22 protein-coding genes are annotated in these 19,654 nt (G+C 38.5%); 18 read left to right on the top strand and 4 right to left on the bottom strand.

Features of this window, described 5'->3' with window-relative positions; translation table 11 throughout:
- Positions 1-174: 174 nt before the first annotated feature.
- Together CSV79_RS06410 and CSV79_RS06405 are read right to left on the bottom strand one after the other, a co-directional pair.
- The gene (locus CSV79_RS06410) at positions 175-1,167 is read right to left on the bottom strand and encodes an NADPH:quinone oxidoreductase family protein (protein ID WP_099688212.1); all 993 of its coding nucleotides are present in this window, start codon (positions 1,165-1,167) and stop codon (positions 175-177) included.
- A 176-nt stretch (positions 1,168-1,343) separates the two neighbouring features.
- Positions 1,344-1,940: a TetR/AcrR family transcriptional regulator gene (locus CSV79_RS06405; RefSeq protein WP_099688211.1), complete on the bottom strand. Its 597-nt coding sequence runs from the start codon at positions 1,938-1,940 to the stop codon at positions 1,344-1,346.
- Positions 1,941-2,262: 322 nt separating this feature from the next.
- Here CSV79_RS06405 and CSV79_RS06400 point away from each other — a divergent pair, with 322 nt between their 5' ends.
- The 4 genes from CSV79_RS06400 (at position 2,263) to CSV79_RS06385 (ending at position 6,936) form a co-directional block, all read left to right on the top strand.
- Positions 2,263-3,063: an enoyl-CoA hydratase gene (locus CSV79_RS06400; RefSeq protein WP_233201383.1), complete on the top strand. Its 801-nt coding sequence runs from the start codon at positions 2,263-2,265 to the stop codon at positions 3,061-3,063.
- Positions 3,064-3,117: 54 nt separating this feature from the next.
- Positions 3,118-4,314 carry an iron-containing alcohol dehydrogenase gene (locus tag CSV79_RS06395; protein ID WP_099688209.1) on the top strand — a complete coding sequence of 399 codons (1,197 nt, stop codon included), beginning with the start codon at positions 3,118-3,120 and terminating at the stop codon, positions 4,312-4,314.
- Positions 4,315-4,339: 25 nt separating this feature from the next.
- On the top strand, positions 4,340-5,797 hold the full coding sequence (locus tag CSV79_RS06390; RefSeq protein ID WP_099688208.1) for a CoA-acylating methylmalonate-semialdehyde dehydrogenase: 1,458 nt from the start codon (positions 4,340-4,342) through the stop codon (positions 5,795-5,797).
- Positions 5,798-5,886: 89 nt separating this feature from the next.
- A complete protein-coding gene (locus CSV79_RS06385) occupies positions 5,887-6,936 on the top strand; it encodes an enoyl-CoA hydratase/isomerase family protein (protein WP_158232482.1) in 1,050 nt (349 codons plus the stop codon).
- A 99-nt stretch (positions 6,937-7,035) separates the two neighbouring features.
- On the opposite strand, the gene CSV79_RS06380 is transcribed toward CSV79_RS06385, so the two are convergent.
- Positions 7,036-7,596 carry a cupin domain-containing protein gene (locus CSV79_RS06380; protein ID WP_099688206.1) on the bottom strand — a complete coding sequence of 187 codons (561 nt, stop codon included), beginning with the start codon at positions 7,594-7,596 and terminating at the stop codon, positions 7,036-7,038.
- A 269-nt stretch (positions 7,597-7,865) separates the two neighbouring features.
- Here CSV79_RS06380 and CSV79_RS17280 point away from each other — a divergent pair, with 269 nt between their 5' ends.
- The 9 genes from CSV79_RS17280 (at position 7,866) to CSV79_RS06350 (ending at position 13,298) form a co-directional block, all read left to right on the top strand.
- The gene (locus CSV79_RS17280) at positions 7,866-7,988 is read left to right on the top strand and encodes a hypothetical protein (protein WP_255407423.1); all 123 of its coding nucleotides are present in this window, start codon (positions 7,866-7,868) and stop codon (positions 7,986-7,988) included.
- A 360-nt stretch (positions 7,989-8,348) separates the two neighbouring features.
- Entirely contained in the window at positions 8,349-8,471 is a 123-nt protein-coding gene (locus CSV79_RS17275; RefSeq protein ID WP_255407422.1) for a hypothetical protein, read from the top strand.
- A 54-nt stretch (positions 8,472-8,525) separates the two neighbouring features.
- Positions 8,526-8,648 (top strand): hypothetical protein, encoded by a 123-nt coding sequence (locus tag CSV79_RS17270; RefSeq protein ID WP_255407421.1) that lies wholly within the window; start codon positions 8,526-8,528, stop codon positions 8,646-8,648.
- A 97-nt stretch (positions 8,649-8,745) separates the two neighbouring features.
- Positions 8,746-9,414: a TetR/AcrR family transcriptional regulator gene (locus CSV79_RS06375; protein WP_233201382.1), complete on the top strand. Its 669-nt coding sequence runs from the start codon at positions 8,746-8,748 to the stop codon at positions 9,412-9,414.
- An 18-nt stretch (positions 9,415-9,432) separates the two neighbouring features.
- On the top strand, positions 9,433-10,272 hold the full coding sequence (locus tag CSV79_RS06370) for a substrate-binding periplasmic protein (protein ID WP_099688205.1): 840 nt from the start codon (positions 9,433-9,435) through the stop codon (positions 10,270-10,272).
- Between the two features lie 21 nt (positions 10,273-10,293).
- The gene (locus CSV79_RS06365; RefSeq protein ID WP_099688204.1) at positions 10,294-10,935 is read left to right on the top strand and encodes an amino acid ABC transporter permease; all 642 of its coding nucleotides are present in this window, start codon (positions 10,294-10,296) and stop codon (positions 10,933-10,935) included.
- 14 nt (positions 10,936-10,949) lie between these two features.
- Positions 10,950-11,696, top strand: coding sequence for an amino acid ABC transporter ATP-binding protein (locus CSV79_RS06360; RefSeq protein ID WP_099688203.1), 747 nt, complete (start codon positions 10,950-10,952; stop codon positions 11,694-11,696).
- A gap of 19 nt (positions 11,697-11,715) precedes the next feature.
- The gene (locus CSV79_RS06355) at positions 11,716-12,138 is read left to right on the top strand and encodes an OsmC family protein (protein ID WP_099688202.1); all 423 of its coding nucleotides are present in this window, start codon (positions 11,716-11,718) and stop codon (positions 12,136-12,138) included.
- Positions 12,139-12,347: 209 nt separating this feature from the next.
- Complete coding sequence (locus CSV79_RS06350; RefSeq protein ID WP_099688201.1) at positions 12,348-13,298, top strand: bile acid:sodium symporter family protein; 951 nt, start codon at positions 12,348-12,350, stop codon at positions 13,296-13,298.
- Positions 13,299-13,347: 49 nt separating this feature from the next.
- Here CSV79_RS06350 and CSV79_RS06345 read toward each other — a convergent pair whose 3' ends face one another.
- The gene (locus CSV79_RS06345) at positions 13,348-13,536 is read right to left on the bottom strand and encodes a hypothetical protein (RefSeq protein WP_099688200.1); all 189 of its coding nucleotides are present in this window, start codon (positions 13,534-13,536) and stop codon (positions 13,348-13,350) included.
- A 113-nt stretch (positions 13,537-13,649) separates the two neighbouring features.
- Between CSV79_RS06345 and nagZ the strand changes: the two genes are divergently transcribed.
- The 5 genes from nagZ (at position 13,650) to CSV79_RS06320 (ending at position 19,636) form a co-directional block, all read left to right on the top strand.
- Positions 13,650-14,918, top strand: a complete 1,269-nt coding sequence (nagZ, locus tag CSV79_RS06340; RefSeq protein ID WP_099688199.1) for a beta-N-acetylhexosaminidase — start codon at positions 13,650-13,652, stop codon at positions 14,916-14,918.
- Between the two features lie 14 nt (positions 14,919-14,932).
- Positions 14,933-15,565 carry a PGAP1-like alpha/beta domain-containing protein gene (locus CSV79_RS06335; RefSeq protein ID WP_099688198.1) on the top strand — a complete coding sequence of 211 codons (633 nt, stop codon included), beginning with the start codon at positions 14,933-14,935 and terminating at the stop codon, positions 15,563-15,565.
- A 104-nt stretch (positions 15,566-15,669) separates the two neighbouring features.
- Positions 15,670-17,172: a Na+/H+ antiporter NhaC family protein gene (locus CSV79_RS06330; RefSeq protein WP_233201384.1), complete on the top strand. Its 1,503-nt coding sequence runs from the start codon at positions 15,670-15,672 to the stop codon at positions 17,170-17,172.
- 146 nt (positions 17,173-17,318) lie between these two features.
- Entirely contained in the window at positions 17,319-18,113 is a 795-nt protein-coding gene (locus CSV79_RS06325; protein ID WP_099688196.1) for a VLRF1 family aeRF1-type release factor, read from the top strand.
- 227 nt (positions 18,114-18,340) lie between these two features.
- Positions 18,341-19,636, top strand: coding sequence for a purine/pyrimidine permease (locus CSV79_RS06320; protein ID WP_099688195.1), 1,296 nt, complete (start codon positions 18,341-18,343; stop codon positions 19,634-19,636).
- The last annotated feature ends 18 nt before the right edge of the window (positions 19,637-19,654 follow it).

Here is a 19,654-nt window from a genome sequence, read left to right as displayed (position 1 = left end):
CCAGATCTGTAAAGTTCGACAATTGTTTGTTTAAATTCCTGGTTATAACGTTTTTGTTTCATTCCGGACACAACCTCTCTATTTATAGGATAGAGACTTAACTAACTTGTGTCCATACATCTATACTAGCTCCAAACTGATAAGTGGAATTGAAAGTTAGCGTCGCTTTACTTGTTATAATTTTAGAACCATTCTTCCTTTAGTTTTACCTTCCAAAATTAAAGACAATGTTGAAGGTAACTCTTCTAACATTACTTCGGTTGTAATTGTATCCAAGTTCGTAGGTTTCATATCAGTGGCCATTCTGTTCCATAAGGCACTACGAGTAGACATAGGACAATAAACAGAGTCAATCCCAAGTATATTCACAGCCCTTAATATAAATGGGAAAACAGTGGTTGGGACATTAATTCCGCCTGTTAATCCACTTACGGCTACGGAACCACCATATTTCATCGTGCTGACTATATAGGCAAGAGTATTGCCTCCAACGGGATCAATCGCTCCAGCCCATAATTGCTTATCTAAAGCTCTTAATTTTTCTGGTTGTAGATCTTGGCGTGAAATAATTTCATTTGCTCCAATTTCAACTAAGTAGTCATGCTCATCTTCTTTACCAGTGCTAGCCACTACATGATATCCTAACTTAGAGAGTATGGATACTGCAAAACTACCAACACCACCCGTTGCACCGGTTACAAGAACAGATCCCTTATCCGGTGAAAGACCATTCTCTTCCAATCGTAGTATTGAAAGTGCCGCGGTAAAGCCAGCTGTTCCGAAAGACATCGCTTCTTTCATGGACAAACCGTCTGGCAATGGAACAATCCACTCAGCAGGGATCCGCGCAAATTCACTAAATCCACCAAAACGTGAAACGCCAATTTCATAGCTTGTCGCAATTACTTCATCACCTTCTTTATAACGAGGATCAGTAGAAGAAATGACTGTACCCGCCATATCAATGCCTGGAATATGTGGATAGGAAGTAACGATTTTACCATTAGGAGTTGCTGCAAGTCCATCTTTATAATTGACACTGGAGTATGCAACTTTTATAAGAATATCACCTTTTGGTAAATCACTTACTTTAAAGTTACTAATAGTTGTTGTGAATTCATTTACATCCTGATTAACCATTAAAGCTTTAAATTGTGTGTTATTCATAATTAAACTCCTCCAATTGTGTATGTTATTCCGGTAGATACTGACCAGTCAATCTTTTTCTTGGTATACCTCAAGAAAATTAATGAGGTATTAGTTGGCTTCTCAATAAAAGCTACATGATATCCATTATACAATAAATATGTGACCGGTCAATCTTTTTTGGTAAGTAAGCATAATTATGCTTGCTTATAATTTAAGTAGGTAAGGATGGTTTCATAACAATTATCACGATAATAAGTATGTAGTGATTTATTATCTCTCATCAACCATTGTAAAAGACATCCATCAATTAACGCACGAATCATATGACTTCCGCTTTCAATTTCGACATTTTCAAAAATTCCCTCCGATTGACCTTTTTGAATAATTTCACTTCCAATAAACCAACAATTTTTATAGAAAGTATTATTCACCTCACGAAAGCGTTCATTTTGATTTACCTGAGCAAGAAATTCTAAGTAGACTCTGTAGAACACTCGGTTATCATCGGGGCTTTTAAAAGCTGCATTTACATAGGCTCTTAATTTATCAACGGCATATTCCTCTTTTTGGATAGCGGCATATTCATTTTGAAAAATTCGATCTGTCATTGCCGCTAGTAAGTGATAAAAAACATCTTCTTTGTTTTTAAAGTAATAACTAATAACTCCTTTACTAACATCAGCATAGTCTGCGATATCTTGTAAAGTAACCGTAGTAAAACCCTTGTCGCAAATTGCATTAAGTGTCGCACGTAATACTTGCTTTCTTCTTTCTTCCGCCTTTGTAGACATTGCTTCATCTCCTTAAGTTAAATCTATTAGTAAAATTATATCATTAAAATATCGATGAGAACAAGGTTATGTAAATGAATATTACTTCGTAACTACAATAAGCAAGTGTAAAAAGAAAAAAACATTCTGTCCGGTCAGATTTTCGTTGACTATATTTAACGGACGTATTAGACTAAGAATGTAAAGTATTTTGTTAATTTGAATAATTAAGAAAAGAGATTAAGGGGTATGGATTATACAAAGGGGAGGCAATGAATTCTAAATAACATCTAATATAAAAATCATGAAGGAATATACTATACCGAAATGGAGTGGAGAATAAATGATGAATGTAAAAACACAAGATTTTACTAATGTTGAGTTGAAAGTGGAAAATGGAGTAGGTTATATCTCAATTAATTGTCCTCCAGCAAATACATTAAGTACAACAACCATTAAAGGTTTGTCGGCATGTGTAGATTTTATCGAAGACGATCAGAGCATTAAAGCAGTCGTGATAACAGGTGAAGGTAAGATGTTTCTTGCGGGTGCCGATATTAAAGAATTCACAGATGCTTTTCATGATGAAGAAAAAGGTAAGAAGCTATCTGTAGATGCGCAAACAGTATTAAATAAAATTGAGAATTTAACAAAACCTGTCATTGCAGCAATTAATGGTGCGTGTTTAGGTGGAGGATTAGAACTCGCGATGAGTTGCCACCTTCGAATTGCTGCAAATGAAGCGAAACTGGGCCAACCGGAATTAAATTTAGGACTGATCCCTGGTTTTGGTGGTACACAACGACTGCCACGACTAACGAATAAGGCAAAAGCGCTTGAGTTAATACTGACTGGTCAATTTATAAGTGGGGTTGAAGCTGAGAAAATTGGATTGGTCAATAAGTCAGTTCCACTTGAAGAGTTACTAGATGAAGCAAAGAAACTTGCTGAATCAATTGTTTTGAATAAAAGTACACAATCGATTCAGGCGGCAATAACGGCAGTTAATGAGGGGACGAAAACGACGCTTGATGAGGGATTGAAGATTGAAGCAGAGCAGTGGGCTAATTTATTCGTTACTGAAGATATGGTAGAGGGCGTTAACGCATTTATTGAAAAACGTAAGCCGGTGTTCAAAGGGTGAGTAAAATTAATAACTACTACTTGATGTAACAGATGAAAGTTAGGGGGGGAATTAATGAATAGTATTCATGAGTTATTAATGCCAAGTGTAGTTCTATATGGGATTGGCTCTTTTCAAAAAGTTGGAGAAAAAGCAGCGGAATTAGGCGGAAAAACCTTAATAATCAGTGACCCCATTATGAATAAAATAGGATATGTTCAGGAGTGCAAGAATCTACTCAAGGAGAGTGGACTAGCTTACGCAGCGTATTTAAATGTAGATTCAGAACCGACAGATCTTCATGTTAAAGAGGCTATGGATATTTGTCAGCTAGAAAAATGCGATCATATTGTTGCAATCGGTGGAGGTAGTTGTATTGATACAGCTAAAGCTGTTTCTGTCTTGATGACGAACGGCGGTATGATGGCAGACTACTTCGGTACAGGAAAACAACTTACTAATGATCCGTTACCAGTTATTGCGGTGCCGACAACTGCGGGTACTGGATCTGAAGTAACAAAGGTTACAGTAATTACCGATAGTTCAACGGATGTTAAAATGATGTTGGCAGATAAGAGTTTATTGCCGGCAGTTTCCATTATCGATGCGAACCTGACTGTGTCTTGTCCGAAAGGTGTTACAGCTGCAACTGGGGTAGATGCACTTTGCCACGCAATTGAAGCGTATATATCCAGAAAAGCACATCCGATGACTGACGTGTTAGCGCTTACAGCAATTGATCACATTATAGGAAGTATTCGAACAGCCTATGAAGATGGAACAAATTTGGATGCTAGGTCAAACATGGCACTAGGATCTATGCTCGCGGGTGCCGCGTTCTCTAATGCTTCCGTGACACTAGTTCATGGCATGTCAAGACCAATTGGTGCGTTATTCCATACACCACATGGTATTTCTAATGCCATGCTCCTACCAGCTGTTTTAGAGTTTACTCTGGAAGAGTGTACTGATAGACTTGCAGAAATAGGTAGACGAATTAGCAAGGATACGGATGGTTATTCAGACAGAGAGTTAGCGATAGGAGTAGTAAATGAATTGAAACAACTATGTTCTGATCTTCATATTACTAATATGAGAGCATATGGAATAGATGAAGAATTATTTATGAACTCTTTAGCAAAAATGGGGGCCGATGCTATTGCAAGTGGCAGTCCTGCTAACACACCTAAAATTCCTACTTTGGAAGAGATAAAGGAATTATACCAAACGTGCTATGATTATGATTTTAGTCAGAAAATGCAATTAGTCTAACATACAAAATGAGGAGGGATTTTTAATGGTTGTTAAAATAAATGTAGAAGAAGTTAAGAACTTTATTGGTGGGAAATGGGTGGCTGCAGAAACGGGTCAATTTGAAGATGTTCCTAATCCAGCGACAGGTGAAATAATTGCTACTGTACCAATCTCATCTAAAAAAGATGTAGAGCAAGCAGTAACGGTTGCGAAAGAAGCCTTCAAAGTGTGGAGTAAAGTAGCTGTACCTCGACGCGCTCGTATTCTGTTTCGTTATCAGCAACTATTAGTTGAAAATTGGGTAGAACTAGCGAAGATTATTACGATTGAAAATGGTAAGAGCTATACAGAAGCATACGGAGAAGTCCAACGCGGCATCGAATGTGTAGAATTTGCAGCAGGCGCTCCTTCTCTAATGATGGGTGAACAATTACCAGACATTGCAACAGGCGTGGAGTCTGGAATGTACCGTTATCCACTAGGGGTTGTGGGAGGAATTTCACCATTTAACTTCCCTATGATGGTTCCGTGCTGGATGTTTCCGCTAGCAATTGCTGTAGGAAATACATTTGTCCTAAAACCATCAGAACGCACACCACTCCTTGCTAATCGTTTAGCAGAACTATTTAAAGAGGCGGGCCTTCCAGATGGAGTGTTGAATATTGTGCATGGTGCACATGACGTGGTCAATGGTTTAATGGAAAATAAAGAAGTGAAAGCCATCTCATTTGTTGGTTCGCAACCAGTTGCAGAATATGTTTATAAAACGGCTGCAGCAAATAAAAAGCGCGTTCAAGCATTAGCTGGGGCAAAGAATCATTCAATCGTTATGCCGGATGCAGACTTGGATAATGCGGTAACAAATATTATTGGTGCTGCATTTGGTTCGGCGGGTGAACGATGCATGGCATGTTCCGTTGTTGTAGCAGTTGGAGATGTTGCGGATGAATTAGTCGATAGACTTGTAAAAGCATCGGATGAAATCATCATTGGAAATGGCTTGAACGAAGGTGTATTCCTAGGACCGGTCATTCGTGACTCCCATAAGGAACGGACAGAAAGTTTCATCGAGATCGGTGAAAAAGAAGGTGCCACACTACTCCGTGATGGTCGTAATGATCAAGTGGAGGAATCTGGGTACTATGTGGGACCAACAATTTTCGATCACGTACATTCGGAAATGAAAATCTGGAAAGAAGAGATTTTTGCACCGGTACTATCAATTGTTCGAGTAAACAGCCTAGATGAAGCGATTGCACTTTCGAATGAATCCGATTTTGCAAATGGAGCATGTCTATATACCGACAGTGCGAAAGCCGTTAGACAATTTAGAGAAGAAATGGATGCGGGAATGTTAGGTGTAAATCTAGGGGTTCCAGCTCCAATGGCATTCTTCCCGTTCTCTGGCCATAAGGATTCATTTTACGGGGATCTCCATGCTAATGGTAAGGATGGAGTTAACTTTTACACAAGAAGAAAAATGTTAACGGCTAGATATTGAAATTATAAAATTTCACATCAAAAGGGTTAATTTAGACCTTTTGATGTGAATTCTATATTTATTTTAAAATATTGTAGGCGGTGAAGCATGTGGTCGTTATAACAGAAGTAGATAATGGAATTGGTTGGATAAAAATCAATCGTCCGCAAGTGTTAAACTCCATCAACCTAGAAGTAGTTGAACAACTAACACTGGCTCTTGAAAGATGGAAAAACGATGATGCAGTGCTCTTTATTTGTTTATCTGGAGCAGGTGAGAAAGGTTTTTGTGCGGGAGGCGATATGCGTAAATTCTACGATATGAAAGATGATGATGTTGTTTCATATGCAGAAGAATTCTTTTCAACTGAGTATCGTCTAGATGCTATGATCCATCAATATACGAAGCCAATAGTGGCATATATGAATGGTATAGTAATGGGTGGTGGTGTGGGTCTTTCGATAGGAGCCACACACCGTATCGTTACAGAAAAGACCAAATGGGCGATGCCAGAAATGAATATAGGTTTTTTCCCTGATGTCGGAGCAAGCTATTTCCTCAATAAAATGCCTGGATATGTAGGACGATATTTAGCTCTTACTTCAAAAGTAATTCAAGCTAGTGATACGATTTATTTAGGTGCTGCTGATTACTATATGGAAAGTAGTGATTGGGAAACTATTGAAAATGAGATGCGTCAAAAGCAATGGATAGCAGATTCAATTAGTTCAGATTTAGATGACTTTGTTCAATCGCATTGTTATAAAACTTTAAGCGTTTCACCAGTATTACTGGAACAGGAAAAAATAGATCGTCATTTTCAATATGAAACAGTAGAAGAAATCGTAGGTTCTTTACAAAGTGAAGTTATTTCAGGTAATACATGGGCAGAACAAACGGTTAATATTATTCTGTCGAAACCCCCTACATCGCTAAAAGTAGCATTACAACAACTTCTAAATGGAGAAAAACAATCACTTAATGAATGTTTGGAGATGGAGAAAAACATGGCACTTCATTTTATGGAGTCAGCAGACTTTTATGAAGGTATTCGTGCGGTGTTAGTAGATAAGGATCACTCTCCCAAGTGGAATCCCCCATCACTGCAACAAGTGACTACTGAGGATGTAGAAAAGTACTTTTCTGTAATTAAGGTATAAATACTCTAAGTAACTAGTATACGTATGTTGATATTACGTGTTAATCATAAGTTTTTCAAAAAAGACAAAGTACTCTTAAAAAGAGTACTTTGTCTTCTTTTATTCGTATTGCTGTTCAGTAGCGTCTGCAATTGCTTTTGTTTCATGTACGGTACCAAATGGATGCTCTGGCGGCGCATAGATTGAATATAATTTGATTGGTTGACTGCCGGTATTCTTGAGATTATGCCATTTGCCAGCTGGTATGATAAAGATATCGTCATCTTGAACGTTACGTACGAAGTCCAATCGCTCTTTCGTATCGCCCATTTGAACCAGCCCTCGCCCGTCTTCTAAACGTATAAATTGGTCAACGTCAGGATGCATTTCTAGTCCTATTTCTTCACCTGGATTGATACTCATTAATGTTAGTTGTAAATGTTTACCTGTCCAGAGAGCCGTACGGAATGTGTTATTTTGCTTTGTAGCTTCCTCTATATTGATAACAAGTGGTGCTGTGCCGTAATCAGTAAAGCTGTCGTCTCGATGGGAAACAACTTCATTCGTAGGCGTGTAAGCAGGCTGTAAAGGATAACTAGGACAAGGTATGATATAGAAGGGAACATAATAGCCGTTGTTCATAAAACATGGATGGTTGAAGATTAGACTCATTCCTTTCATAGCGCTTTTCCATCTAGTATATGATGTAGATCTATTGATGTGCCGGAAATGAAGTGAGTATGCCAATATAACAATTTGACTAAACGTACTATGCTTTAAATTCACAAACTTGACATATGTAAGCGTTATGACTTTGAATGAATTGTGAAAACCTTCACAAGATACTTCCTTTTGTTGTAGAACAGCGTATGATAAGAATAACAAAAGAAATTGGTTGGTAGATTCCATTCGGGGAAATTTATAACCAATTAAAAAGGAGACTGAACAACATGTGGGTAATTACATTATTTGATCAAGAGAACGTACGAATCTTTGAATATGCTGAGAAAGTTGAAGCAACAAACGCAATGAAGAAATTCAGTAAATATGCTGTTCTATCTTATACAAAATAATAGTGTAACAACTGTCTCACAGCCGTTCCTGCTGTGAGTTTTTTTATGTGGAAATGAAAAATTGAGATTAATTATGCTAGACGCTGGACAAAAAAGATCGTCGAATTATACATTATTTTGTTTGTATTTAAATTATGTTATTTGGGAAAGTCATGCATAACATCTCTTCCAATAACAAGAAAACGTTTGCAGACACAATTTTGCCTTATGTAAGCGTTATGACTTTGAATGAATTGTGAAAACCTTCACAAGACACTTTCTTTTGTTGTAGAACAGCGTATGATAAGAGTAACAAAAGAAATTGGTTAGCAGATTCCATTCAGGGAAATATATAATCAATTAAAAAGGAGACTGAACAACATGTGGGTAATCACTTTGTTCGAACAATCAAACGTACGGATCTTTGAATATGCGGAGAAGGCAGAAGCAACAAACGCAATGAAAAACTTCAGCAAATATGCAGTTCTATCTTACACAAACTAAGTTACGGCTGTTTATAACGGAATACCAATACAAACTCAAAGGAGACTGGAAAACATGTGGGTAATCACTTTATTTGATCAAGCAAACGTACGAATCTTTGAATATGCCGAGAAAGCAGAAGCGACAAACGCGATGAAAAAATTCAGCAAATACGCAGTTCTTTCTTACACAAAGTAATCTACTATCATCTAACCCGTAGCTAATATAGCTGCGGGTTTTTCTTATTCAACAATAATATTGACCAATCCTTTGTTTTCAGATAGGATTAATTTAATTGATCAGTCAGTCAGTTATGAAAGAGGTGAAGAGAATCCTTTCAAGTAAAACAAATCATAAAAAGTTGGACAGAAAAAGTCAGTTGATTGATATTGCTTTAGAGCTATTTGCTACGAATGGTTTTGAGGGTACGAAGATCTCGGATATCGTAGCAGCTGCCGATGTGTCACAGGGGACATTCTATTGGTATTTCAAAAGTAAAGAAAGTATAGTAATTGAAATAATTCTACTAAGTGGTAACGAGTTACTGCAAGTTGTTGGTCAAGGGTACCGTACAACTGGTGGAATGGTTCAAGAATCGGTTGATGCCTCCCGTAATTTATTTGTACAGCTATTTAATTTTGCTGAAAAAAACCGATACTTTATGGAAATTCTATTAAAAGGTATGCATTTTCAACCAGCGATTCAACGAGAGTTAGATGCTATTCGGTGTGATATTCAACATGCATTCACAAAAAACATTAAAAGAGCGCGAGAATTACAGATATTGCCTGAAACAACTTATCCAGAACGACAAGCAGCATTTTTATTATCTTTAGTGGAGGGTGTCATTACACGTTGGTTAATCGATAAGGAAAAGGGCAAATCACCTTTTGAAGGAATGACACCGGAAGAGTTAGCCGAGGAAATGGTAACATTTGAGTTCTATGGTTTAATGGGTATCTAAAAAGAAGGGAAGAGAAAAATGAAACATACAACAAAAGTGATGCTGGCAATGGTATTGATGTTATCCCTACTACTTGCAGCATGTGGTAAAGATGAAAACAAAGCAAAGGAAGGCACATCGGATAATGGGAAAGCGAGTAATCTTCTAGAAGAAATTAACGAACGTGGTGTTATTAAGATAGGCATGATGGGGACGTATGCACCTTATAATTTCCTAAATGAAAAAAAGGAAATGGACGGATTCGATGCGGATATTTCAAAGGAATTGGCAAAGCATCTTGGTGTAGAGCCTGAATTTATTGCGCAAGAGTTTTCGGGAATGATTCCAAGTCTTCAAGCAGGTAAATTTGATATCGTAGTGAGTCAAATGACGATAACAGATGATCGAAAAGAACAAATGGATTTTACGCAGCCATATATAACAAACGAAGTTAAGGTAATTGTGGTAGAGAACAATAATGATATTAAAGAAAAAGAAGATTTTGTTGGAAAGAATATCGGCGTAGGTCTTGGAACAAATGACGAGACGTATTTGCGAACAGTATTAATGCCTGAAATTGGTGATTTTACAATCAAAACGTATGATGATGTCATTACATCATTAAAAGATTTGGATGCTGGACGTATTGATGCAACGATTAATAATCTATATGCATTAAAACCAATCATTGCTGAAAATGGATTTAAAATTAAAGCTGTAGGTAAACCCGTGAAAGCTGATCCAGCCGGTGTAGCTGCCAAAAAAGGGAATGATGAATTAATTACTGCGTTAAATGAGGCGTTAACACAAATAAAAGAAGATGGAACGTATAAAGAAATCTTCAAGAAATGGTTTGGTGAAGAACCTCCAGCAGAATGATGAAAGCGGGATGGAATCTGGATGAATATAGTTATTGAAAATTTACCTTTCTTATTTAAAGGTGCTTACTACACATTATTAATTACAATAATATCCATGTTCTTTGGTTTGATCATAGGTGTGCTAACTGCGATTGCCCGTTTAAAGGGCAATCGTCTTCTTCAAGGAATCTCTCGAGTATATGTTTCGATTATTAGGGGAACTCCGCCACTCGTTCAAATTGTAATCGTATACTATGGATTAGTAGATTACGGTATTACGTTAGGTCCACTAACAGCAGCTTGTATTGCATTAAGTATAAATATAGGTGCGTACGTTTCAGAAACTTTTCGAGGGGCCATTCAAGCCATACCGTCTGGTCAAACTGAGGCAGCATTAGCTACAGGTATGTCTGAGCAACAAGCAGTACGACGAATTATTTTACCGCAAGCCATTAGAGTTGCAATCCCGCCATTGGGAAATACGTTTGTCGGGATGTTAAAAGAAACGTCGTTGGTATCTGTTATTGCTGTAACTGAATTATTGCGGTCAGCCCAATTGTTAGTTGCACAGTATTATGTCTACATGCCAATTTACTTGTCCATAGGCGTGATGTATTGGATTATGAGCACTGGTTTTACATTCATTTTAAATAAAGTAGAAAAACGGCTATCCGTGTATTAAAAGGAGGATCTGGTTTGATTCAGACGAAGAACTTATCCAAGAAATTCGTAGATAATGAAGTATTGAAAAATATTAGTGTGGACATACCAGATCAACAGGTAGTGGCGGTTATTGGACCTAGTGGATCAGGAAAAAGTACGTTTCTACGATGCCTAAACGGTTTAGAGGAAATATCAGGCGGGATTGTTGATGTAAACGGTTTGATCGTAGATGCCTTCGATGCTAAGAAAATCAGACAAAAAAGTGTTCGTTCCATTCGGCAACAAACTGGAATGGTATTTCAACAATTTAACCTATACCCACATAAAACGGCTTTAGAGAATGTGATTGAAGCATTACTTATTGTGAAAGTTATGAAAAAAAGTGATGCGGTTTCAATTGGTGAGAAACTTCTTCAACGCGTTGGATTAATAGATAAAAAGGACTCCTATCCGTCAAAGCTATCAGGCGGACAACAACAACGTGTGGCGATTGCACGTGCATTGGCAATGGAACCGGCTATTATGTTATTTGATGAACCGACTTCGGCATTGGATCCTGAACTAGTGGGGGAAGTGTTAACCGTCATTAGGGAATTAGCGGAGGAAGGAATGTCAATGATCATCGTCACACATGAAATGAGATTCGCACGCGATGTGGCGGATCGAATTCTTTTTATGGCAGATGGAGAAATTGTTGAGGATGCCACATCTGAACAGTTCTTTGAAAATCCGCGAACCAAACGTGCAAAAAAGTTCTTAGAAAAAGTAATTGAATACTAGGAGAAAGGTAGGGTTACTGATGAATGTTCAAGCGAAATGGTTAGGTGGTAGAGCTTTTACGGCAGTTGGTCCTTCTGGATTTGATATGTCAATGGATGCAACAGCAGCCTATGGAGGAGAAGGAAATGGAAATACACCGACAGAGATGTTGCTAGGTGCTTTAGCTGGGTGTATAGGGATAGATATCACGATGATTTTGAATCCCCACCTTGATCAAATTAAAAGCATTGATATAGAAGTAAAAGGTACTAGACGAGAAGAGCTACCTACTGCATTTACAGCAATTGAGATTGTTTTTACGATTGAAGGAGAGATTACTCCTAAAAAGGTTTGGCGTGCCATTAGGTTGGGTAAGGATAAATATTGCGCTGTCTCTGCTTCATTAAAAGCGGATGTTCACTTCTCACTTATGTTAAATGGGGTACAAGTTGAGGAAGTATAACTACTAGAATATTGTTCGTTTAATACATAACCCGTAGCTTTCGTAGCTGCGGGTTTTTCTATGTACTTCGTAAGAAAACTAGTTGGAATGGAATGAACGATTGATTTCATGTGCTAGAATATCTCTATATCAATCTTTTGCATATAGAATGATATAACTAAATTTTACAATTTCTATTGGAATCACTTTAATAAAGAAGGGGCTTTTTTATGTTAGCAATGGTAAATACGTGGTTACAACGAAGGATAGCGATTTTAACACCGATTAGTTTAGTGCTAGGTGTGTTATTCCACCAAGTAGGAGAGCAGTTACTATTCGTCGTCTCCTGGTTGTTTGCTTTTATGACGTTCGTAGGTAGTTTAGGCATGAATGCAAAGGAAACGAAAATGGTCGTAAAATACCCAAGTTTCGTTCTCGCAAGTATAGCTTTTTTGCATATACTCATGCCGGTTTGGGCTTATTTTCTCTCTACTTTATTCTTTGATGATCACTTACTGACGGTTGGATTTGTATTGGCCGTTGCCATACCTACTGGTGTAACAAGTATTATTTGGGTGTCAATTACAAGAGGGAATTTACCACTTTGTCTATCTATCATTTTGATCGATACGTTGTTAGCGCCTCTCATTATACCGGCAATAATTCATGTTGTGGCAGGAGAACGTATTGCGGTAGATACTACATCACTAATCTTGAATTTATTATGGATGATTGTATTACCAACGTTGCTTGGTATTGCATTAAATGAACTAACTAAAGGAAGAGTTCAAAAGACGCTAGTTCCTAAACTAGCTCCATTTTCCAAGCTGAGTTTATTTGCAATCGTCGGTATAAATGCTAGTGCTGCAGCACCTTATGTCAAAACGATTTCGTGGGAGTTGTTCGGTGTGATTGCGCTTGTACTGTTTATCGCTATTACTGGATATGCCGCTGCTTTAGTAATTGGGCATTTATTATGGAAAGATCCTGACATAGCGACAACGTTTATGTATGTGGCGGGGATGCGAAATATTGCGACAGGTGTCGTAGTTGCGACTACATTTTTTCCTCCTAAAGTTGTCGTGCCAGTCGTTTTCGGTATGTTGTTTCAACAAGTATTAGCTTCTGTCTATAGCAAGGTGGCCGAACGATATAGGGTGTATCAAGAACGCTTAGGGTAATGAAAAAACAAACTGCCGCCTTCTGTATGACAGAGAAGCGGCAATTTGATTATTTTCTTTTATTTTTTTTGTTCTTGTTCTTAGCTTTTGAATCAAATTCAGCAGACAATTCCACGTGCCTATTATCATTAGGATTGTTGTTATTACTATTGCTAGCATCTTTACTTTTGTTTTGATACGTCCCCAGTGGATTATGCGTACGTTCGTTCATCGTCTTATTATTGTTTTTGTTACCCATGTCGAACACCTCCTAAAGGATAGTATGGACGGTTTAGGGTAATTCATTCTATGCGCATGTTATTTTGAGATTAACAAAAAAGTGGTATTATATCTTGCGAAGGAGATGGGCGTATGCGGAACATAGTTAAATTTATGATCGTAGTTATCGTATGTACTTTACTTTCAGTGTTGACGGGATGTTTTAATAAACGTGAGGAACAGCCACAACAACTAGATGAGCAGCGACAAGAAGCCACAACAATCGAACCTATTTCCCAAATTGATAAGCAAAATGAAGAAATTCAAAACATAATCCACGAAATGTCATTGGATGAAAAACTAGGACAACTCATTTTAATGGGAATCGAAGGAACGCATCTAGATGCTAAAGCGAAAACCTTCATAGCGGAGCAATATATAGGTGGTATTATTTTATTCAAACGAAACTTTGACAATGTCACGCAATCGCTACGATTGATCAATGAACTGAAACAAGCGAATGCACAAGGAAGAACACCTTTACTAATTGGTGTCGATGAAGAGGGAGGTCGCGTCACGCGTTTGCCGCAGGAATTAATTAAGACTCCGACAAATCGCTATATTGGAAATGTTGAAGGTGGAAAGTTTGCATTTGATATTGGTGAAATTCTTGGAAAGAAGTTACAAGCATTCGGACTCAATTTGGACTTCGCACCTGTGTTGGATATTGACAGCAATCCGAATAATCCTGTGATAGGCGACCGCTCGTATGGTGCCAATCCGCAAATCGTCAGTGAAGCCGGAATTAGTCAAGCATTAGGAATGAAGTCGCAACACGTCATCCCGGTGGTAAAGCATTTTCCGGGTCATGGTGACACAAGTGTAGATTCGCATATTGATTTGCCGGTAATTACACACGATAAGAAACGATTGGATGAAGTAGAACTACTTCCATTTAAGAGAGCGATTGAAAGTGGAATTGATACGGTAATGGTCGGCCATTTAATTGTACAAGCGTATGATTTAACGACACCTGCTTCTATGTCTAAACCGATTATCCAAGGATTGTTGCGTAACGAGTTACAGTTTGATGGAGTAGTCATGACAGACGATTTAATCATGGGGGCAGTACAGAAAAATTACCCGATAGGTGTGACAGCCGTTCGAACGATTCAGGCAGGTGGTGATATTTTACTTGTAGGGCATGGATATGAACCTGTCGAACAAGTGCTAACCGCATTGAAAAATGCAATCACTTTAGGAAAATTGACGGAAGAACGTATAAATCAAAGTGTCGAGCGAATCTTGAAGTTAAAAAAGACTTATGAACTGGACGATATACAACATGATACAATAGATGTAGATGAACTCAATCGACAAACAAAAAAATTGCTAGAGACTATGAAAGCTAGCGAATACTAAGGGGAAATATGTAAATGAAAGAACAGGTACTTTTGCTTCACGGCTTTAATAAGACCGCACGTGATATGTTTACGTTAGCTGATAATTTGGAGAAACGTGGATATAAGTGTCAATCTATTAACCTACCACTAACTAGACATGAGTTTGATTTATCAACTGCACTTGTGGAAAATACTTTATACGATATGGCATCAAAACAAGATACGAAAATTCATTTAGTTGGCCATAGTACAGGCGGTTTGCTACTTCGCAACGTGTTAAAAGAAACGGAAGTTATTTCATCGATTGGCCGTTGCGTTCAGATTGCTACACCTAACCGTGGGAGTCAGCTCGCGCATATAGCAAGTAAAGTAATGGGGTATACACAGTATTTTAGGACATTAAAATCTTTACATAGCACCTATATAGAAAAACTGAATTTGCCTGACTTTACACCTTTCCCTATCGGTGGGATTGCCGGAACACGTAATCATTTATGGCTTGGAAAACTATTGAAAGGTGAGAACGACGGACTTGTAGAATTAGATTCTGTCCATTATCCAGGACTTTCTGATTTTATTACTTTGAATTATGGACATACAGAAATTCATCACAAACAGGAAGTGGCTGAATTAACTGCAAGCTTTTTGCAAACTGGTCGATTCTAATTGTACATTGCTATCCTTTCTGAAAATCCTTATAATAAAAAAGTATAAAAGTTGTATAATAATACAGAAAGTTATAAGAAAAGGAGCGAACCGTTTTGGAACATATGGGAATACTCTCGCTAGTGCCGCCACTTGTTGCGGTCATCTTAGCGATCATCTCGAAGAACGTCATCATTGCATTATTCTCAGGCGTCTTTATCGGCGTACTCCTTCTGGTGGGAGGCAATCCATTAACGGCTACAACAACAGCGATTGGCGATTATTTATTTCCCCAACTAATGGATGGATATAATGCTGCGGTATTGGTACTGTTATTTTTCATTGGTGGATTTGTTGCGCTAATGGAGAAGTCTGGTGGTGGTGCTGCACTAGCTACGTCTTCAGCAAAATTCTTCACAACCCGTGCAAGAGCGCAATTAGGGGCATGGTTTGGCGGAATTATTATTTTCTTCTCTGATTTAGGTACACCACTGATTGTAGGTCCTGTGTTTGAAAAGATTTTTGACAAGGCGAAAATTTCTCGTGAAAAACTAGCCTGGATCATTGACTCTACATCTTCACCGGTGGCGGTATTGATTCCGTTCATTGGTTGGGGTGTTTATATTATGGGATTGATTCGGGCGGAATTCGATAAATTAAATATTACGGACTCTGAATTCAGCACATTGATACAAGTCATTCCATTTCAATTTTATGCGATTTTAGCTGTAGCATTGGTTCCAATTATTGCCTTGACAAAACTGGATTTCGGTCCGATGGCAAAAGCAGAACGCCGTGTTCGTGAAACGGGTCAGCTGTATTGGCCTGAATCCAAACCGTTGCGTAAAGCTGAACTTACGGATGAATATACTACTGGAAGCCGTGCGATTTTAGTATGGTTACCTTTGCTCGTTTTATTTGTGACATTATTCGGTTTGCTTGTGTCATTCGGTTTCCCATTCGAACCAGTACCAGGTGGTGATTTCCGGGTCTCATTGAGCACAGCTTATTTATTTGCAGCGATTACAATCATTGTGTTGATGCTTATTTTCAAAATCAAAAAGTTTGGCGAGACCATCGATATTTATACAGCGGGCATGCAAAAAATGGTTTATGTAACAACGACTCTTGTCTTAGCTTGGGCATTAAGCCAAGTGATTGGTGAGATGGGCACAGCAAACTACATTGTGGAATTGATGAAAGGAAATGTTCCAGCATTTATCATTCCAGCCATTCTATTTGTTGTAGGTGCAGTTATGGCGATTGCTTCTGGAACTTCTTGGGGGACATTCGCCATTATGTTACCAATTGCGATTCCAATGGCAGTTGCTCTCGATGCGCATTTGTTAGTTTGTATCGGTGCGGTATTGTCTGGTGGGATTTTCGGAGATCATTGTTCTCCAATTTCCGATACGACTATTCTATCGTCCACAGGCGCGGGTGCAGATCATATCGATCACGTGAAGACGCAACTTCCTTATGCGTTATTGAATGCCATTGGCGCGTTCATCGGATTTATCGTTGCGGGAATCACTGGTAGCGTCTATACGATTTTCTTATCGGTTGCGCTCATCATGATTGTGGCGTTGATCTTATCGAAAAGACGAGCCCAAAACGTGGTCAATTAAATTCAATATAACTATCTAAACAGTACTCCTTTCATCTAGAGGGGAGGCTGTTTTTTTATTTGAAAAAATTCACAACTTCTAATACCTTTTAATATTCGTCTAAGCGGGCATGCTACCCTTGAGGGAATAGTGAGGAGGACGATTGGATGAGTATTTGCGAAGATGTGAAAAAGTTAAAGGCTTTTCGTTGTGATGACCGTTGTGTATTATCCGTATACTTGAACACGAATCCAGCAGATCCCGAACAACAGCAAGCGGCGTGGCGAATTCATCTGAAGTCTGGACTGAAACGATTGGATGAATATTTGGTCGCTTCAGGTAATGAAAAAGAATTAACTGCCTATCGTTCAGTGAAAGATCGAGTGATGAAAGAAGTGGAAGATAAACAAAATGATTTAGCGAAAGGTGTCGTTATTTTTGCGGCTGCAGATCCGGAAATTTGGTCTGTTCATTATGTTCAAGTAGCTGTCAAAACGAGTTTCCATTGGGAAAATCATGCCATGACTGAAGAGTTGGAGTATATGTTAAAAGCATACCCAGAGGCTGGAATTATACTCCCGAGTTATAGCAATGTACGCATTTTAGATACTGCGATGGGAAGAGTTCATGACGAAGTAGTATATGAATTCGATTCGGGTCTTGATGTGTGGAAAGAACAAAAAGGGGTTCAATCATCTATACAACGTGGTGTTGGGGGACATACGGACGGATTTGATATTAGGCTAAAAGAAAATCTAGATCGCTTTTACAAAGACATGGGAGCTGTTGTGGGTAAAATGAAAGCAAAACGTGGATGGAAAGAAATTCACGTGGCGGGTGAAGCCGAGCTTGCAAAAAGTTTTTCATCCATCTTGCGTGAAAAGCCTGAAAGCTGTATACACAAAAACTTCGGGAAATTGGGCAATAATCATATCATCCAAAAAGTCTTCGAATCCCGCTAATGTTGTACGGACATGCTGCCAGTGGCAGCATGTCTTTTTTGATTCGATAAGAATAAGGAGGAAAAACGATATAATTCTAAATTGTTACCGTAAAGTGGTAGGTAGGGTTAGCATTATAAAATGTGTCGTGGAAGAAAAATTACGTGTTCTAATAAAACTAAAAAGCTCTTCCGCATGTTATACTCAACTACATCAAAGGTCTACAGAAGCATCGGAGGTATTATCCAATGAAACATCTCGCAGGCGGTATCCAATGGACCATCTTCCTCATCGCTTCATCAATCGCAGCTCCTATCGCCATTGCACATGTTTTTGGAATGGATCCGATAGAAACTTCGCTATTCATGCAACGAACAATATTTGTATTAGGTATCGGATGTTTAATCCAAGCCTTTTTCGGCCATCGAATGCCAATTAACGAAGGGCCAGCTGGCTTATGGTGGGGAATTTATGTAGTATACGCGGGAATGGTCGGCATATTTTACACGACTTCAACAGATGCTCTACAAGCTCTGCAAAGCGGAATGCTTTATAGCGGAGTTCTATTTATTATTTTAGCCGCCACCGGTATCATCACGAAGATGAAGATGCTCTTTACCCCAGCGGTAACATTCACCTATTTATTGCTTCTTATATTGCAGTTGAGTGGCACATTCATCAAGGGAATGATGGGTGTCGAAGAAGCGGGGGATTATTTAGATCCTGTCATTTTAGGTGGAAGTTTTATTGTCTTATTAATTACATTCATTGCAATGGGCAATAAACGTCCCACAGTTTCCAAATATGCAGTACTCATATCGATTGTTCTTGGCTGGGGATTATTCCTGTTACTTGGCAAGACACCGGATGTTGCTAAAGTTTCAGATCAGCTCATTCAATTGCCGAAGATATTCGTCTATGGTACTCCAGTATGGGATAGTGGTGTACTCGTAACAGCTGTATTCATTACGTTACTGCTCGTGGCTAATATGCTGGCTGCGATACGCGTTATGGAATATTTATTAAAACATTCTTTTGATATCACACCACCTGACCGATTGCGTCAAGGTGCTTTTGCTTCAGGATTTATCCATCTGATTGCTGGACTATTCTCCGCAATTGGTTCAGTTCCAATCTCGGGATCGGCAGGATTTGTCGGTACGACGCGTATGCCGTCGATGAGGCCATTTATTGTGGGAAGTATATTACTAGTACTGATTACGCTTTTTCCTAGTGTTATGGCGATTTTCGCAGCACTTCCAGCACCCGTAGCATATGCTGTAACGTTCGCAATTTTTACCAAGATGGTATCTATGGCATTCAATGAACTCGATGCAGATCCGGAGAAGGATCGGGCTCGGCAAGCCGTTGCATTCGGTCTAATGGTCGGTGTCGGTACAATGTTTGTTCCTGCAGAAAGTTTATCACAGCTACCAGCTATCGTGGCTTCTACACTATCTAACGGATTGATTACAGGAACTATTTTAGCTATTTTGATTGAACAGTATATGATCCGTCGAATGAATAAAAGAACATATACATAATAAGTACAAAAGCCTAAC

Source organism: Sporosarcina sp. P13 (assembly GCF_002743055.1).
Lineage (GTDB): Bacteria > Bacillota > Bacilli > Bacillales_A > Planococcaceae > Sporosarcina.
Note: the sequence above shows the minus strand (reverse complement) of the source record. Positions and strands in the feature narration are given on the sequence as shown.

Bases quoted from the DNA above. Each gene is read 5' to 3' on its own strand.
- CSV79_RS06390 (WP_099688208.1), top strand. From the start codon at position 4,340: ATGGTTGTTAAAATAAATGTAGAAGAAGTTAAGAACTTTATTGGTGGG.
- CSV79_RS06365 (WP_099688204.1), top strand. From the start codon at position 10,294: ATGAATATAGTTATTGAAAATTTACCTTTCTTATTTAAAGGTGCTTAC.
- CSV79_RS06330 (WP_233201384.1), top strand. From the start codon at position 15,670: ATGGGAATACTCTCGCTAGTGCCGCCACTTGTTGCGGTCATCTTAGCG.
- CSV79_RS06410 (WP_099688212.1), bottom strand. From the start codon at position 1,167: ATGAATAACACACAATTTAAAGCTTTAATGGTTAATCAGGATGTAAAT.
- CSV79_RS06345 (WP_099688200.1), bottom strand. From the start codon at position 13,536: ATGGGTAACAAAAACAATAATAAGACGATGAACGAACGTACGCATAAT.
- CSV79_RS06320 (WP_099688195.1), top strand. From the start codon at position 18,341: ATGAAACATCTCGCAGGCGGTATCCAATGGACCATCTTCCTCATCGCT.
- CSV79_RS06400 (WP_233201383.1), top strand. From the start codon at position 2,263: ATGATGAATGTAAAAACACAAGATTTTACTAATGTTGAGTTGAAAGTG.
- CSV79_RS06405 (WP_099688211.1), bottom strand. From the start codon at position 1,940: ATGTCTACAAAGGCGGAAGAAAGAAGAAAGCAAGTATTACGTGCGACA.
- CSV79_RS06355 (WP_099688202.1), top strand. From the start codon at position 11,716: ATGAATGTTCAAGCGAAATGGTTAGGTGGTAGAGCTTTTACGGCAGTT.
- nagZ (WP_099688199.1), top strand. From the start codon at position 13,650: ATGCGGAACATAGTTAAATTTATGATCGTAGTTATCGTATGTACTTTA.
- CSV79_RS06350 (WP_099688201.1), top strand. From the start codon at position 12,348: ATGTTAGCAATGGTAAATACGTGGTTACAACGAAGGATAGCGATTTTA.
- CSV79_RS06325 (WP_099688196.1), top strand. From the start codon at position 17,319: ATGAGTATTTGCGAAGATGTGAAAAAGTTAAAGGCTTTTCGTTGTGAT.
- CSV79_RS06335 (WP_099688198.1), top strand. From the start codon at position 14,933: ATGAAAGAACAGGTACTTTTGCTTCACGGCTTTAATAAGACCGCACGT.
- CSV79_RS06395 (WP_099688209.1), top strand. From the start codon at position 3,118: ATGAATAGTATTCATGAGTTATTAATGCCAAGTGTAGTTCTATATGGG.
- CSV79_RS17275 (WP_255407422.1), top strand. From the start codon at position 8,349: ATGTGGGTAATCACTTTGTTCGAACAATCAAACGTACGGATCTTTGAA.
- CSV79_RS06370 (WP_099688205.1), top strand. From the start codon at position 9,433: ATGAAACATACAACAAAAGTGATGCTGGCAATGGTATTGATGTTATCC.
- CSV79_RS17270 (WP_255407421.1), top strand. From the start codon at position 8,526: ATGTGGGTAATCACTTTATTTGATCAAGCAAACGTACGAATCTTTGAA.
- CSV79_RS06380 (WP_099688206.1), bottom strand. From the start codon at position 7,596: ATGAAAGGAATGAGTCTAATCTTCAACCATCCATGTTTTATGAACAAC.
- CSV79_RS17280 (WP_255407423.1), top strand. From the start codon at position 7,866: ATGTGGGTAATTACATTATTTGATCAAGAGAACGTACGAATCTTTGAA.